Source organism: Candidatus Acidulodesulfobacterium sp. H_13 (genome assembly GCF_048541835.1).
In the GTDB taxonomy this organism is placed as follows: Bacteria; SZUA-79; SZUA-79; order Acidulodesulfobacterales; family Acidulodesulfobacteraceae; genus QIJE01.
Genome location: NZ_JBLEOY010000001.1, coordinates 174010 through 190428, shown reverse-complemented (window position 1 = coordinate 190428; position 16419 = coordinate 174010). Strand labels below are relative to the sequence as shown.

The 16419-nt window shown below is 34.2% G+C and carries 16 protein-coding genes; 7 read left to right on the top strand and 9 right to left on the bottom strand.

Translation table 11 applies throughout. The features are described 5' to 3' along the window. The first annotated feature begins 3 nt into the window (after positions 1 to 3). The 6 genes from ACMCNP_RS00970 to ACMCNP_RS00945 all read left to right on the top strand — a co-directional run bounded on the left by ACMCNP_RS00970 (position 4) and on the right by ACMCNP_RS00945 (position 6719). Positions 4 to 207: a Trm112 family protein gene (locus tag ACMCNP_RS00970; protein ID WP_419312591.1), complete on the top strand. Its 204-nt coding sequence runs from the start codon at positions 4 to 6 to the stop codon at positions 205 to 207. Between the two features lie 72 nt (positions 208 to 279). Further along, on the top strand, positions 280 to 1575 hold the full coding sequence (locus ACMCNP_RS00965) for a 3-deoxy-D-manno-octulosonic acid transferase (RefSeq protein ID WP_419312589.1): 1296 nt from the start codon (positions 280 to 282) through the stop codon (positions 1573 to 1575). A gap of 22 nt (positions 1576 to 1597) precedes the next feature. Further along, positions 1598 to 2902: a PHP domain-containing protein gene (locus ACMCNP_RS00960; protein WP_419312586.1), complete on the top strand. Its 1305-nt coding sequence runs from the start codon at positions 1598 to 1600 to the stop codon at positions 2900 to 2902. Further along, complete coding sequence (gene bioA, locus ACMCNP_RS00955) at positions 2899 to 4254, top strand: adenosylmethionine--8-amino-7-oxononanoate transaminase (RefSeq protein WP_419312584.1); 1356 nt, start codon at positions 2899 to 2901, stop codon at positions 4252 to 4254. The genes ACMCNP_RS00960 and bioA overlap by 4 nt, the downstream gene beginning before the upstream one ends. Before the next feature lie 31 nt (positions 4255 to 4285). Further along, positions 4286 to 4915: a DedA family protein gene (locus ACMCNP_RS00950; RefSeq protein WP_419312581.1), complete on the top strand. Its 630-nt coding sequence runs from the start codon at positions 4286 to 4288 to the stop codon at positions 4913 to 4915. Continuing rightward, positions 4905 to 6719, top strand: a complete 1815-nt coding sequence (locus tag ACMCNP_RS00945; protein WP_419312578.1) for a type IV secretory system conjugative DNA transfer family protein — start codon at positions 4905 to 4907, stop codon at positions 6717 to 6719. Before ACMCNP_RS00950 ends, ACMCNP_RS00945 begins: the two co-directional genes overlap by 11 nt. A gap of 94 nt (positions 6720 to 6813) precedes the next feature. On the opposite strand, the gene ACMCNP_RS00940 is transcribed toward ACMCNP_RS00945, so the two are convergent. The 3 genes from ACMCNP_RS00940 to ACMCNP_RS00930 form a co-directional block, all read right to left on the bottom strand. Next, the gene (locus tag ACMCNP_RS00940; protein WP_419312575.1) at positions 6814 to 7206 is read right to left on the bottom strand and encodes an acetate uptake transporter family protein; all 393 of its coding nucleotides are present in this window, start codon (positions 7204 to 7206) and stop codon (positions 6814 to 6816) included. A gap of 576 nt (positions 7207 to 7782) precedes the next feature. Continuing rightward, entirely contained in the window at positions 7783 to 9669 is a 1887-nt protein-coding gene (locus tag ACMCNP_RS00935) for a tetratricopeptide repeat protein (RefSeq protein ID WP_419312573.1), read from the bottom strand. Beyond that, positions 9647 to 10987: a sigma-54 interaction domain-containing protein gene (locus tag ACMCNP_RS00930; protein ID WP_419312571.1), complete on the bottom strand. Its 1341-nt coding sequence runs from the start codon at positions 10985 to 10987 to the stop codon at positions 9647 to 9649. Before ACMCNP_RS00930 ends, ACMCNP_RS00935 begins: the two co-directional genes overlap by 23 nt. A gap of 138 nt (positions 10988 to 11125) precedes the next feature. On the opposite strand from ACMCNP_RS00930, the gene ACMCNP_RS00925 reads away from it, so the two are divergent. Further along, a complete protein-coding gene (locus ACMCNP_RS00925; RefSeq protein WP_419312569.1) occupies positions 11126 to 11665 on the top strand; it encodes an NYN domain-containing protein in 540 nt (179 codons plus the stop codon). Here the strand turns inward: ACMCNP_RS00925 and ACMCNP_RS00920 are convergent, their stop codons facing one another. The 6 genes from ACMCNP_RS00920 to flgB form a co-directional block, all read right to left on the bottom strand. Next, positions 11666 to 12394 (bottom strand): FliH/SctL family protein, encoded by a 729-nt coding sequence (locus ACMCNP_RS00920; protein WP_419312566.1) that lies wholly within the window; start codon positions 12392 to 12394, stop codon positions 11666 to 11668. A 22-nt stretch (positions 12395 to 12416) separates the two neighbouring features. Further along, on the bottom strand, positions 12417 to 13418 hold the full coding sequence (fliG, locus tag ACMCNP_RS00915) for a flagellar motor switch protein FliG (RefSeq protein ID WP_419312563.1): 1002 nt from the start codon (positions 13416 to 13418) through the stop codon (positions 12417 to 12419). 3 nt (positions 13419 to 13421) lie between these two features. After that, positions 13422 to 15023, bottom strand: coding sequence for a flagellar basal-body MS-ring/collar protein FliF (gene fliF, locus ACMCNP_RS00910; RefSeq protein WP_419312561.1), 1602 nt, complete (start codon positions 15021 to 15023; stop codon positions 13422 to 13424). 4 nt (positions 15024 to 15027) lie between these two features. Further along, positions 15028 to 15342, bottom strand: coding sequence for a flagellar hook-basal body complex protein FliE (gene fliE / locus ACMCNP_RS00905; RefSeq protein ID WP_419312559.1), 315 nt, complete (start codon positions 15340 to 15342; stop codon positions 15028 to 15030). A 150-nt stretch (positions 15343 to 15492) separates the two neighbouring features. Further along, positions 15493 to 15885: a flagellar basal body rod protein FlgC gene (gene flgC, locus ACMCNP_RS00900; protein WP_419312556.1), complete on the bottom strand. Its 393-nt coding sequence runs from the start codon at positions 15883 to 15885 to the stop codon at positions 15493 to 15495. A 56-nt stretch (positions 15886 to 15941) separates the two neighbouring features. Continuing rightward, positions 15942 to 16370, bottom strand: a complete 429-nt coding sequence (flgB, locus tag ACMCNP_RS00895) for a flagellar basal body rod protein FlgB (protein WP_419312554.1) — start codon at positions 16368 to 16370, stop codon at positions 15942 to 15944. Positions 16371 to 16419: the final 49 nt, after the last annotated feature.

Genomic DNA, 16419 nt, shown 5'->3' with positions numbered 1-16419 from the left:
ATCATGAATATTGAAGAAATGGCGGAAGAGTTTCTTGTATGCCCAAAATGTCATAATAATCTTATTTACAAAATTTTTAAAGGGAAAGAGATTCTTATTTGTAAAACTTGCAGGGCATATTATCCGGTAGAAGATGAAATTCCGATGCTTTTAATAGACGATGCGATAAATATAGACGATTCGATAAATATAGACGATTCGGATTAAATTTAAACGATTCGGATTAAACTAAAGGAAGTTCTATTTTGCATATATACTAACTTATTTTATGAACAATTAATGAAAACACTCGCAAAACTAAAACGATATCTGTCTTTCAATAGAATTTTTTTTTCACAGTTAACAGAATTAAAAGGCCGGGGTGTTAATAGCGACGGTTTTTCAGGCGTTTCAGTCGGCGCCAAAAGATTCTGGATGTATGCAGAGTCTATAGGCGAGTTTAAGTCGGCTTTATATATAATGGACACCATAAGATCACTGCCTAACAACAACGAAAAAGAAAGTAAGAAATTTTTTTTCATAAGTTTTAAAACGAGTTCGACCCTATATTTTGCTAGAAAAAAGATAAATTTGTCTGAATATTCTAAATCAATGCTTTATTTTTTTCATCCCGTTGCGGCGTTTAAATTTATTTTGAAGAGATATGTATCTGCCGTTGATCCGGGTTATTTTATATCCATTCAGCACCATATTTCTAAAAATTTGCTCAATATGCTTTTAGATGCCGGCGTAAAAGTGTTTTTTATCGATATTAAGTCTACTGCTTTAAAAAAAATGGGCATAAATCTTATAGGTCCGCTTTCAAGAACTAAAGGTTTATCGGTAACCATTCTTCGGACTTCCGGCGTGAATTCTCTAAAATTAGACGTTTTACCTGTATCTTTGAAATTTAATTTCCGTTTCGGACGTGCCGGTAACAGGGGTGTGACTAATGTGATAGACATGCTTCAATGCGGGGGAGTCAGCAATAACACGTTTATATCCTTTGTCTCTATTCACGAGAAAGAATCCATATTCATTTTAAATCTTGTAAAAAAGATAGTAAGTGAATGTTCGACTAAAAATTTGACCGGAAATTTAAAATTTATTTTTGCTCCCAGAAATATAAAGATTTCATCGGAATTATTTGAAGAGGCCCGTAAAATTGATTTAAATCCGACTTATTATAAAAATATCCGAAACTTTTTAAAAAACGACGGGATTAAATCTCTTATTGTAGACGAATATGGTGTTTTAGACGATATATATCTAATTTCCGATATAGTCTATGTAGGAAAAAGTTTATTTAAAAAGGAGGGTGGCGGGCATAATGTGATAGAGCCTGCTTCGTACGGTAGGGCGGTTGTTACCGGAAGTTATGCGATCAATTTTAAAGATATAGTATCGGATATGCATAAAAATAATGCAATAACCGTAGTAGACGAGAATAATTTTAAAGATTGCTTGATAGAACTAATAAAAGATAAAGAATTTAGGCGTAAGATGGGTGAAAACGGGTCGGATTTTTGCCTGAGAAAAAAGGATGAAATTGAAAACTATTTAAAACAATATTTTGCCGAAAATATAATCACGTAAATAAAATTAGAGCAGAAACAAAATGCAAAATATCGGCTATATAAATTTTTTACTTAAATTAATCGCATTCCATAGATTTTTATTAATCTTAGCGGCGTTAATTATATTTGTACTGCTATTTTATATAAGAATAAAATTTTTTAAATTAAAAATAGATTTTTTGAATACCGAGACCTTCGATTTGCGCAATAAACTGTTCGAGCTAAATGGAATTATTCACTTTCATTCCACATATTCCGACGGTTCCGGCAGCATAGAATCCCTCATAGATATCGCAAAAGAATTGAAGGCCGATTTCCTTATATCTTCAGATCATAACACGCTAAAACCGAAATTAGACGGCCTTGAAGGCTATTACGGCAACGTTTTATACTTTGCGGGAGAAGAAATAAATACGGAATTCGGGCATTTTCTTGCCGTCGGAATAGAAAAGGAAATAAAGAGAGGAAGTTACGAGAAAGTACTCTCTGATATCAAAAAACAGGGTGGGGTTGCCGTTATATGTCATCCGCATAACTGGTGGACGCCATGGAAAAATTTTAACGTCGAGGGCTATAACGGGATAGAGATTATAAATTTAGATTCCCAGTGGAGAGGAATGAGCCCGGTTTATATATTGCTCGTAATTTTGACATATAAAATTAATCCATTTTACGCAATGCATTTTTTATCTCATAAACCTAAAAAAACAATAATATTCTGGGATAAAGCTCAGAAACATAAGGATTTAAAAGTAGGTATAGCCTCTATAGATGCTCATTCAAACGTAAAGATAACAAAAAAAAATAGAATTAAATTTCCAAAATATTCTGAGCTTTTTTCAGTAGCAAGAACGCATGCTTTGCTTACCGCCAAACCGTCCGGAAATTATATAGAAGATAAAAAGGCTATAATAAAAGCGTTAAAAAATGGAAAATGTTATTTTTCCTACGATATGTTTGGTATTCCGAAAGGATTTTATTACGAGATTTCCTACGGTAATAAACTTTATACCAGCGGAGATTCAGTTCGTTTTAGTGTTTCGGATTTGCATGAGATGGATATAAATAAAATGGATAGAAATGTTATAATATATGCAGGAGTAAATATCAATCCGAAAAAAAACGTATTTGTCATAAATCTGTTTCATAATGGCAAAATGATATTTTCTTCGAAGAATAACAATTTGGTTTATAAGGTAAAGCATTCCGATTTAAAATCTATTTGTAAATCCGGCTCCGTTGCCGATGTATCCTGTTCGTCTTTTTATAGAGTGGAAATAGACGTCTATTTCGGGAGAAAGAGCATAACGTATCTTTATTCTAATAATATAGAGATTTATTCATGACCGATTTATACCGTATCGAAAAGTTAGATAAAAAATTTGTCTGGCATCCTTTTACTCAAATGATAGACTGGGAGAAGGATCAAAATATAGTTATAGAAAGAGGAGAGGGTGTTTACCTTTACGACATTTACGGCAAGGCATATATAGATGGGATATCGTCTTTATGGGTAAATGTTCACGGGCACAATAACAGCGAATTAAATGAAGCCCTCAGAGAGCAAATAGATAAAGTTTCCCATAGCACGCTTCTCGGGCTCGCAAACGTTCCGTCGGCAATTCTTGCCGAAAAACTTATAGAAATTGCCCCCAAAAGCCTTAAAAAAGTTTTCTATTCCGATTCGGGTTCGACGTCGGTAGAAATAGCTATTAAGGTTGCGTTTCAATATTTTAAACAAAAAGGGCGTGCATATAAAAATAAGAAAAAAATTATAGCCGCAACGTCGGCATATCACGGAGATACTATCGGGAGCGTTTCCGTCGGCGGAATGGGGCTTTTTCATTCTATTTATAAGCCTTTGCTGTTTGAAACCATCAGGATAACATATCCGTATTGTTATAGATGTCCGTTTGGCCTTAAGCATCCAGATTGTGGGCTGTATTGCGCCGAAGAAGCCGAAAAAATCATAAGGTTTCACGCTGAAGAAACCTGCGCGCTTATAATAGAGCCTATGATACAGGGCGCATCGGGAATGATAACGATGCCGACGGGATATATGAAAAAGATAGAAAGAGTATGTAAGGAGAATGATGTTCTGTTGATACTCGATGAAGTTGCGACCGGTTTTGGTAGGACGGGTAAAATGTTTGCTTCATTTCACGAAGATATATTGCCGGACGCTATGTGCATGGCTAAGGGCATTACAGGGGGTTATCTTCCTATGGCGGCGACACTTTTTACGCAGGAGATATATGATGGCTTTTTAGGAAACTATGAAGATAATATGACATTTTTTCATGGGCATACATATACAGGGAACCAGCTTGCATCTGCATGCGCTATTAAATCGTTAGAGTTATTCGAAAAAAACAACCTTTTAAACAGAATACAACCCTTAATAATACATTTCAACAAACTGCTTAAGGACTTAACCTCGTTAGAAACGGTCGGCGATATAAGAAATATAGGCCTTATGGCAGGCATAGAATTAGTAAAAGATAGGGATACTAAAGAATCGTTCGAAGTAAAGAGAAGAATAGGGCATAAGGTTATTATTGAGGCTCGAAATAGAGGAGTAATCATTAGACCCTTAGGGGACGTCATCGTTATCATGCCACCTCTCGTCATAGACAGTTGCACCATGGATATCCTCATGTCCGTTATTTACGATTCCGTAAAAGCCGTTACACTATAATTACCGCTTTTATAATAAAAAAATAAACCATATGATTTTAAGTATTAAAAATTTTAGCGAAGGTTATATAGGTATATTTCTGACTTGGGCTATTTCGTTAGGATATCCCGGAATTATTTTTTTAATGATCTTAGAATCATGTGCCCTCCCTGTTCCGTCAGAAGCGGTATTAGGTGTTTCCGGTTTTTTGTCTGGAGAAGGTAAATTAAACTTCTATCTTGTCGTTTTGAGTGCTACCATTGGAACATATATTGGTTCGTCACTGCTTTATTTGATAGGGAAAAAAGGCGGAAGGCCACTCATAGAGAAATACGGACGGTATTTTCTCATTAATAAAAAAGATATGGATAAAGCAACGGTATGGTTTAAAAAATACGGCGGACTTGCCGTGTTTATAGGCGTATGTCTGCCTGTCGTAAAAACTTACATAGGTTTTCCTCCCGGTGCATCTTTTATGAACTATAAAAAATTTAGCCTTTACGTTATCTCAGGTTCATTGCTTTATAACACGTTAATAGTATATTTAGGATTAGAGACCGGAAAAAATATCGGCATAGTATCGGAATATCTACACAAATTTGGCATTATTGCCGCATTGATTTTTGTAGCGCTTGGCGTAATCTATTTTTATAAGCATATAAGGGTGCTGTTTGAAAAATAAATCTGAAAAATCTCATCCTGCTGCCACAGGACGTTTTGCCGATTACGGTGAAATAGCGTCAAATTTTAGTTATCGTATTTACGATCCAAGGTCTTCCTCGAAGTTGATAGGTTTTATAAACAGAATCACTCCCGATTCAATGTGTTCCCTTTTTTCAATATTAGTCATATCAATCATATTCGCCGTGATTATAATCTCGATATTCGGTGGAGTAATTCTATACTTTTCCGCATATGTTCACTTTATTATTTTTGCCGGGTACTTAGGGCTATGGGTTGTTCTCTTTTTTCTCTTAGTTATCGTTAAAAATAAAATCGGTAGTATTAATGATATTAAAGTTAAAGGATTAAAACTATCCGGATATATAGACACGAAAGATATACAGAAAATTGAGGAGACATATGAGGAAAACAAATCATTCGACCTTGGTATTTTAGAGAGTTTAGACAGTAAAAAGGATCCGAGTCTTTTGATCGGATTAAATAGTAAAAAAAGATTTGAGCATACGCTTATTATTTCACCGACCGGCGGAGGTAAAACATCCCGCTATATCATTCCGGGCATTTGTAGGGACGCGTCATATTCGAATGTCAGCGTATTCGCGATAGATATAGACAGTCCTAATTTATATGCATCGGTAAAAAAAGATTGGCTCAAATCAGGTAAAGCTATAATATTTTTCGATCCTTATAGGCCTGAATCTCGCGAAGCAAGCGGGATCGATTTGCAAATTCGGTTTAACCCTTTGCTAAATGAGGATAAAGAGCCGTTATCCGACGAAAAGCTTTTTAATCTTTCATCCATGCTTTTTCATTTGGACAAACGGGAGATGAAGAGCGGCGATATTCATGCACATAAATATTATGCTAAAAGATCCATAGACCTTTTTTATTGGTGTCTTTTATATTTTAAGTACAGATACGGTGTCAAATATTTTGACCTTGTTACCGTAAAGAGTTTTTTTGAAAGAGGAGTTAAATTCATTGAAGAAGAAATAATAAATTTTAGAGGAGAAAACGATAAAAAGATAAAAATTTTATTCCGTAATTTTTTGGAGCTTCCAGTTTATGAGAGGGCTAAAATAGTCACGGATATTCTCAATAATTTAGATTTTTTAAACGATGAAAATGCCGCAAAACGGTTTAGATGTAAAGATAAAGATAATTCAAGGTGCTTTTCTGTCTACGATTTTTTTAATAAAGACACCCTTTTTATAGTCGGTATACCTAAGGAAAAAATGAATTCCGGAGGAGATAATCTTATGTTTTTTATAACATCTATCTTTATTAATGCTATCTATGAGAATAGAAGGAGGAGATTGACATTAACGGTCGAAAACAAGAATAACGACGATGACGATAGACTTACAGATGAATGTTCTATTTTTATGTATCTTGACGAGTTTCCGGCATTAAGTATTAACAATTTTGATATAGAACTCGCAAATCTTAGAAAGACGAATACGGGCGTATGCTTAACGGTTCAGGATATTTCATTTTTGAAGGACCGTTACGGCGATATTCCTCTAATAACTTTCAATATAGGAACGCATATAGTCATGGGACACGCTGGCTATGAAACATGCAAATATTATTCTGAAATATCCGGCAAACGATATATATTTCATAAAGAATCCGTAAGAAGAAATTTAAGTTTGCCGCTATCGGCAGATTTTAATGAAACCCCCGTTGCTTCAGGTATATTTCCGTTAATTTCCCCGGACGAATTAAAAAACATGAGTGGAAGCTCTGTTTTTATATATACTAAATACTTGAATCCCTTTATACTAAACTCAAAACCATAATGCACTTCTTTATAAAAGTAAGATAGAAGTCGTAAAAAAAACGACTCCTATCTTATAAACTCCTCAATAACTACAATGTATTATGCCGTAGCAATTACGCCGGAAGAATGGTCTTTTTTGCAATTCCATTCATATATGCGGCAAATGCCGTATAACCCATACACGCGGCGGCAGCTAATCCTACTATGCCTGCAATCAGCATAAGCCCGGGATTTGCCCCTGAAACTCCTATCCAATGAGCTATTGCCGCAAGTATTAACATAATAGTAGTCAGACCTAAGCCGATTTGCATCATTATCCATTTTTTAGCCACAATAGACCCTATAAAGGTCAAGAACGCAAAAACTGCCCAGAATATAAAATACCACCCTAAAAATGATAAGGTAGGACCGGCGTGAAGCATAGCGGTTTTTAAGGTAGAACCCATGTAGAGTTGCGCAAATGCGCCGAAAAATACGCCCCATCCTAAAAACATAACCCCAGGCATACTTAAGTTCCTCCATTTTAAAAGTTAACAAAGATTTGTTTTAAAAAGCATAAAAATCTCTTCGACAAAACAAGTTGATCTTTACATCTCCGCATTTCATACTATTATAATACTCTAAATTAACATTTTTTAGAAAATTTTTATTTTAATATCTTGTATGCTTATACATATTTATATATCATATTTTAATATTTTGTCAAGTGTAATTTTTGAGACCGTCAAGCCGATTATTGTTAATGCCGGACAAAAACCCGAAGCAATACTCTTTGATAATCACCAAGATTTACGGTTCAAGCCTTGCATTAACGTTGGTATTAAGGAATTGCTATTACAAGAAGCTGTTGACGATTTTAATATCGCTTATGTTTTTTAGCTTCAGCTCCTTGACCAACCTGTGCCGATCTATTTTCCCTATGACCCCGCCGCTTAATTCTACATTGCGGTATTCGGAAGTTTCAGTAAAACGGCGTCGGACCGAAATCCGAATGCTTTTATACAGCGATATAAAATGATTGCAGGGGTGATATTATTATTTTGGCAAAACAGCGTAATTTTTAAAACGGAAGGATATATTTGCTATTTCTGTAGATTAGCGGCGAAAATCATAGAAGAGGCAATGTTCTTATATGTAATAGAAACTGCATTGGTTAATAAAATATTATAATATTTTATTGATAGAGTTTTGTTGCGCAGATATTTTAAATATATAAATGCTATTTGAGATAATTCGTATTGAAAGTATTTGCCGGTTTTATTTATGTCGTATCCTTTCTTAAAGTATGAGAGTGATAGGTTGTAATCGTTAAATCTGTAATTTATGAGTCCGAGGTAATAATATGTGTCATATAAAATATTTTTATTGTTTTTAACTATTCTGATTAGCCGGTTAAAATATGCCGCTGCCGTTTTTAAATCATTTTCATTAAACTCGTTGCGGCCTAAAAAATAAAGGCTATTTATATTATCTATCGGCGGAAGCAGGTTAAGGCTTCTCTTCAATAAACTTATATAATTATTATAATAATTCAATTGTTTATATAATTTGAGTTTTAAATCGATAATCTTATTTCTTAGTTTGATGTTTTTAACGTTTTTTGAATTAATTCTATTCATTAATGAAATTGATTTCGGATATTTTTTGAGAGCGTAGTAGATATTCGAAATATAATACTCGGAAACGGCGTTTTTAACCAAACTGTTATATTTTTCGGCATAAGGCAGAGCGTCTTTGTATTTTTTTTCCTTAGCTTTTATTTTAAATAAGTAAAGATAAATTTTTGGGTTAATATATATATTAGGAATTAAAAATTTCATCCGTTTAAATATGCTAAAACATGCTTTAAAATTGTTATTTTCGTAATCCTTTTTAATAATTCTATAGAGCAAGCCTGCCGTTTCTTTTTCATACAAACTTCTTTCTTTTTTGCTCATGACGTTGTTATCAAATAGTATTCTTTTCAAATAGCCGAGGCTTATTTCGGGTTTATCATGTTTTTTGTAAAAATTAGCCAAAAATTTTAAGGCCATAAGCTTAATATTTAAAAAATCCTCTGCGGAAAGTCTGCTTTTTATGTATTCAATGCCGCTAAAATCTTTCTGTTTGACGAGTGATATGCCGTAATGTATAAGGCTGCTTTTGCGATAGTATCCCGTGCAATAGTTTGAAGATTCCGCGAAATAATTTTGAGCAGTCCGATATTCATTTTTCTTTAACGCTATAATGCCACTGTAATACGGTTTATAGCATATATATTTTTTTTTCGGAGAGAATAAATTTTTATTATTTAATATTAAAAGCGCGGTTGATAAATCATCCTTACGGTTTATCAAATAGTTTAAATAGATTAGCTTGAAATAATTATTTCTTTTTTCGAGGTATATTATTTTTTTTAAAATATTTTTAACGTCGTCTTTTTCGTAAAATTTGTTCGCTTCTTTTATATTTCCGAAAGAAGCGTAAGAAAGGGTCAGATATACGAGTGATTTATTATAAAGATTGCTGCCTTTTTTATTTTTATTTAAAAGAAAATTAAAATCTCTTATAGACCTTTTATAGTTTTTCATATTAAAATCGCATCGAGCCATATAAAAAATAGCCCCATAAATTTTTTTGTAATTAGGGTCATTAACGATAATTCTTTGAAAATAGGGTTTTGCCATAAAGAAATCTTTATATTTATAAAGTATTTTTCCGTATAGGTAATTAATATCCGAGGACAATATCTTTCCGGTATAATAATTATTGAGTATAAATTTTACGGTTTTATAGGCGGCCGACAGGTTGCCTGAGGCATATTCTTTAGAAGCCTTTTTATACAATATTGTAACCTTCGGCGATACTTGTCGTGTATTTCCGTAAACTATAGCGGGGGAGAATATCTTGATTGCAACCGTTATCGCTATCATTATTGCGACGGTAAGTAGAATAAGTGCCTTATCCCTATTTATTCCGGTGTTTTTCATATCTTTTTAATTTTTCTATTAAAGTTGTTCTATTAAGACCGAGCATTTTGGCAGCCCTCACTTTAACCCCGCCGGAAATTTTAATTGCCTTATTTATGATATTCATCTCTATTTTCTCCATATTGTTTTTTAAATTTATAGTATCCCCTTTGTTCAATAAAATCTCTAAATTTTCCGTAACTGTTTTTGCGGTCTCGATACGTTTATTCTTAAAATATTTTTCAGGTATATCCTTTATGGTAATCAGTCCGCTTTCGTTCAGAACGACCAACATCTCCATGAGATTTTCCAGTTCCCTTACGTTTCCGTTCCAGTCGTAATTTAAAAGTATATTAAAAGCATCTTCGGAAATACCGTAAACTTTATTATCTTGAAAATATTCAAATTTTTTCATAAAATAATAAATCAAAACGATAATGTCGGTCTTTCTTTCTCTCAAAGGCGACAGGTGAATCGGTATTACGTTAATCCTGTAATAAAAATCCTCTCTAAAGAGATTTTTTGAAATCATGTCTTCCAAATTTTTGTTTGTAGCGGAGATGATCCTTGCGTCTATCTTTTTTATTTTTAAAGATCCTATGGGTTCTATTTCACGTTCCTGAATAACTCTCAGAAGTTTTACCTGAAGTGAAATGCTCATATCTCCTATTTCGTCTAAAAATATAGTAGATTTATCCGCAAGGTCGAATCTGCCTAATTTGTCGGTAAAGGCTCCGGTAAAAGCCCCCTTCTTGTATCCGAACAGTTCACTTTCAAGAAGTCCCTCCGGAAAAGCTCCGCAATTTATAGACACCATAGGATTGGCATTTCTTTTGGATTGATTATGTATCAATTTTGCAATAAGTTCCTTCCCTGTTCCGGATTCTCCGGTTATCAGGATATTACTGCCACCTTGTGCCACCTTATGAGTTTTTTCTATAACCGTTTTGATATGATTTGAGATTCCGTAAATATTGATTCCGTTTGCTTCTGCAATATCGTCATTATTATGACATAAATCATCCAGCAGAGTGGAAGCTTTGTCGATAAAGGTATTATGGTGCTTTTTTTTAAAAATTTTTGCATCGGCAAATCTTTCGTATTTCAAATCTTTAATATTTTTTGAATTAATTATACGGTCGATATTATGTTTTATTAAAAAAATAATATTCTGCTCGTCCAGTTCATGTATATTATCTATATAAACGAACAGTTTCACATTTATTTTTGGAGTTATTTTGGATATCTCCAAAATAAAAGCCCTGTTATTTTCGGTGATTATATATGTATCGTTGTTGAATGTGGCGGGGAGGTCATTTGTAGTTTTTAACGTAATCATTTTTTTTTCGTCAACTGTTTTTTTAAGAACATGCCTGATTTTATAGCATATGTCTTTTTGTCTAATTATGATATAAACAATAATTTCATTTTTTTTTGTTTGACTAACATTATTCATATTATTTATAATTTATATATTATGATAACGATAATAATAGACGGATACAACTTTATTTTCAATTCTTATTTTAAGTTAAGGTTTAAATCCGACGAACTTCAAAAATTAAGAGAGTTGACGATAAATTTTTTATCAAAATATTATAATGTAAAAAGAAACAAAGTGATAGTGGTTTTTGACGGTTATAACACCGACGAGCCTTACGAGTCTGCGTACAACCGTCAAAATATTGAAATAATATATTCTAAGAAAGATGAAAAAGCAGACGACGTCATAGTAAGATTGGCGAAAAGCATAGGCAATTCGATAGTCGTTACTAACGATAATGAAATTAGGCGCCACGTATCAGGTGTAAACTGTTCTTGTATGAGTATAGGAGAATTCGAAAAAATAATTGAAAACATCATAAACAGTGACAATAACGGCAGTCTTTCCCAGAATTACGAAGATGAAGAAGACGAAACGGCCCGCCGCCACGGGATGAGTTCCGAAAAAAAGGGCAATCCACACAAACTTTCAAAAAAAGATAGGCTTAAAATGAAAAAAATCAGGAAAATATGATTAACCCGGAGCTACTTTTGTAAATATTTTCTTTATTTGTTCTATCTGTGTTTCGATTCTTGCATCTATTTCACCAAAATCGGTTTTTATTATCACGTCCCCTTGAGAAATGTTTCTATCGGGCAGAAATTCTATATTAGATTCCTTTGCCGTAAAGTTTTTTATTGCATCCGGATTCTTGTTTAAAGTGCCGTAATCTGCAGAGTTTAAATATATTGTAAAATTTACCGTATCCCCAGCCTTATCTATAGCATCCGCTATTATTCGCATGATTAAGTCTCTATTTGTTTCCACTTCCGACTTTATTATCGCTTTTGCGATGTTTAAAGACAAATCTATTACATCCCGTTTTACGTCTCTGTATAATTCGTTTTTAAATTTTTCTATGGAACCGGCGGCTTTTAGAATGTTTTTAATCCCTTCTTCCGTCAGTCTGTCCGCCTCTTTTTTGCCTTCGCTAAACCCCCGAGAATAGCCTCTTTTTTCGGCATTTTCTAAAATATTCTGCTCTTTTTTTTCTAATGTTTTTTCAGTTTTATGTTTATGGTTTTCTAAATATGAAATTATAAATTTCTGCAATGTAGCGGGAACCGATCCTAAAGTGCTTACCAACTCTTCGTCGTCTTGTTTGGATTCTGTTTTAAGAATATTGACTAAAAGCGTTTTCTTCCCGTCATATATGGTGTTTCCTTCAATATTGAATTCATTATCTTTTAAAATTTTATTCACGCCGTCCCCGGTCTTAAACAGGTTAAACTAGTTTTTCGCTTTCACTTTTTACGGCAAGACTAATCTTACCCTCATCCTCAAGTCTTCTAACAATTTTTAATATTTCATGTTGGATTTTTTCCACTTCCGAAAGTTTCTTCGGTCCCAATGCCTCTAAATCATCATTAATCATCTCCTGAGCTCTTTTAGATACGTTGGCAAGTATTTTGTTTTTAAGGTCCTCAGAAGCGGTTTTTAACGCCAGGACAATCTGGTCGTGCGATATCTCTCTAAGTATAAGTTGCATGGATTTATCATCCACCATCGCAAGGTCGTCGAATGTAAACATAAGCTCCCTAATCTTTTCCGCCTCTTCCTTATCTAATTTCTCTATATCTGCAAGTATAGGTTCTTCTATGGATTTGTCCATATTGTTTAAAATATCTGCTACTATTCTGACACCCCCTACGAGTTTGCTTTGCGTCGAACCCGTCGATTTTAACTGCTCTTGAAGCACTTCGTCAAGGTCATTTATAACGCCTGGAGGGACCCTTTCCAACTTTGACAATCTAAATACGACCTGTGACCTTATTGAGGACGGCAAAAGACCTACGACCATGGCTGCAGACATCGGCTCTAAATGCCCGAGTATAAGTGCTATAGTCTGGGGATGCTCATTTTTCACGAAATCGGCGATAATATGGGGGTCAAGCCATTTTAGTGTTTGCAATCCTTCTTCTTCTATCGGTCCGTGCAGATTATCTAAGATTTTTTTTGCTTTGTCGGGGTCTAAGGATTTAGCTATAATATTTTTAATGTAGTCGTCCCCCTTGACTACTAAACCAATTTTTGAAAAATTAGAATTAAAATCTTTAAGTATAGAATCGGAATCTTCCTTTTCTATCGTAGGGAGCTGGTCCATATATTTGGTAATCTTTTGGATTTCCATTAATTCTAACCTTTTTATTATTTCGGAAGCAGCTTCTTCGCCTACCGAAACAAGGAATACGGCTGCTTTCTCGGGTCCTGAAAATTTTTTAGGCATATCTTATGTCTCTCTACCCGTTTCTTTTAATAAATTTTTTACGTAATTTGTCGCGGCTTCCGGATCCGACCTAACGATATTAGTTGCAATATCTTTCATGCTCGGTTCCGGTTTAGAAGGGGATTCCCGTTTCATTTGATCTAACGCCTCAAGCCTTTCTTCTTCAGACGATCCTGCAGGAGATTTGGATTCATATGCCATAATATATTTTATGAGTGGCCTTAAAATAAGTAATATTATTAATATAACTCCTAATAAGATGACCCCGTATCTGACTATTTCGCCGAAGTTTGATTCTATTATAGACTCTATCGTTTTTTTAGGTTGTACCGGTATAGTATAAAGTATTTTTTTAAAAGGAATATTGGCTATCACGACTTCGTCTTTCGAAGCCTTTGAATATCCGATTGCGGTCTTGATTATATTTTTAAATAAGCTCATTTCGGATGAACTTCTTGGGACATATTTCATTAAAAACTTGCCCTTTGAAGATTTTATTTTTTTATATACTCCGTTAACGAGTACTGAAGCATATATTCTTTTTATAGTTCCGGTTGGATAAGAAATCTTTTCTATTTTTTTAGATACGTCGTAATTTATCGTTTCTTTTTTTACGGTATGAATGCTCGGTTTTACAGCTCGAGTCGGTATCTTTCCGGGCGGAAGGTTTGATTTTGTTCCAGGAATCCCATATGGTCTTACCGCCCCGGTAGAAGATGATTTATATGTTTGCTGTGAGACTATAGCCGTAGTATTCGGGTTGTAAATCAGCTGAGATTCAGTTTTTCTCGCAAAATTGACTTTTACGTAAACCTTAGAAACGATGTTTCCGATTCCGACGACCGGTATTAACATAGAGTTTATCTTGCCTTCGAGATTTTTTTCTATTTCATGGACGTAGCCCAACTGACTTGCCGTATACTTAAAGGAGTTTCCTATCGGAATGGATAAAATCTTTCCGTTAGTGTCAATTATAGTAATGTTTTTAGGTTTTAAGCCGTCAACCGCGCTTGCAACCAAATGTATAATCCCGTTCACCTGCATTCTACTTAAATGCATGCCGGATTTAAGCTTAACTATAATGGATGCCTTTGCGGACTCTTTTCTTGAAACAAAGACGGAACGTCTCGGCAAAACAATGAGGACACTAGAATGTTTAATTTGATTAATCTGGTTTATCGTTCTTTCCAACTCGCCCTGTAACGCTCTCTGATAATCTACGTGTTGTATAAAGTCGGTCATGCCTATTGGAACGTGATTAAATATAGAGAACCCGACTCCTTCTTGATGGGGCAGTCCTATAGATGCCAGTTTAATCCTAATCTTATAAACGCTTCCTTTAGGAATCAATAATGTTTTCCCTCTATCTGCAAGTTTGTAAGGGATGCCGTACGAGTGAAGTTTAGTTATTATAGATGAAGCGCTAGACGGGTTTAAATTTGAGTAAAGAACGCCGTAATTCGGTGTCGTGACATATATAGCAGTAAAATATATAGCTACGCCGACCGCCATAACGACTAAAAAAAATGCGAGTTTTCGCTCTATTGAAAGCTCGCTAAAAAAGGTTTTTAGTTGAGAAGAGAAATTTTTTAGAGTAGCTGTCATTTATTTATACTTGCATATTCATGATTTGATTGTAAGCGGTTATAATTTTATTTCTAACCTGCATCATTAGCTCAAAAGAATCGTTTGCTTTTTCTATATTTATCATTGCCTGATGTATATTAGACGATTTTCCGATAGCAATATCTTCTGCCGAGTTATCGGCGGATATTTGAAGGTCATTCACCTTATTTATGGAATTTAAAAGAGTATCGCCAAAAGATCCATTGCCTTTTTGAGCGCCGGTAATATTTTCGCCGCTTTTGAGAATATTGTTTGGATTAAGGTTTTTTATGCTGTCCGGATTTATAACTACAGACATCGTAAGCCCCTCCTTTTCTCATTTTTAGTAATTTTTTTATTAGGTTTAATATCTCCGATATTATGTATATTACTCATTTCATTATATCACATATTTTATTTTAATTTGAATTTTAACCGAAATAGTTATCGGTCATTGGATATAACTGCGTCAAATTTTTAACGATGCACGAGCCATGGCTTTTGATTCTGCGATAACTTCTGCATCTGCCTTATATGCCTTTGTTGCCGATATCATATCTACAAGCTCCTTTATAGAGGATATGTTGGGAATTTTGACATATCCTGCTTTATTCGCTAAAGGATTACCGGGGTCATATTTTTCTGAAAACGGATTTTTTACATTTTCTATCTTTGATACCTCTACTCCGAAATAATTTTTAAATTTAACCGTTTCGAAAACAGGTTCTTTTTTCACGTAGGGCAGTCCGTTTCCGGCGTTATCGGTATTAATATTAGCCAGATTGGAAGCGATGACGTTCATTCTTATTCTTTCTGCATTAAGACCTTCCGCCGCAATCTTTAAAGAATCGTTAAAACTCATAATACACCTTCGTTCTTGTTCATTTCTGTTAACTTTTTAATATATCTTAATCCGTGTTATGGATTAGCCTGAGTTATAGCATATGTCAGTGTCGCAAATTTCTTCGACAACAAACCCGCTACAGCTTGAAACCTTATCGCATTAGAGGTCATATTACTCATTTCTCTGCCTATTTCGACGGTATTTCCATCTAATGCCGGTACCGATTCGTCTTTCTGATTTTTAATGAAAGATTTAATGAACCCCGAACCGTCACGTTCCGCAGCATTATAAATATTTTCATAAGATAAATCCTTACGTGATGTTGCCTCCATCGGAAGGGAAGAGGGCGAAGGAACAAGATTTTTCATAACATCTTTAAAATTCAATTCTTTGGACTTGTACCCGGGCGTATTCGCATTGGCAACATTGGATGCTATGATATTTTGCCTGTCGCTAAGTACATTCAGGCTTTCGCCTAAAATATCATATATTTTGCTAAACATTTCTTAACCTCTCTGATTTAAAATTTACATCTTAAACCTCAATATTGGA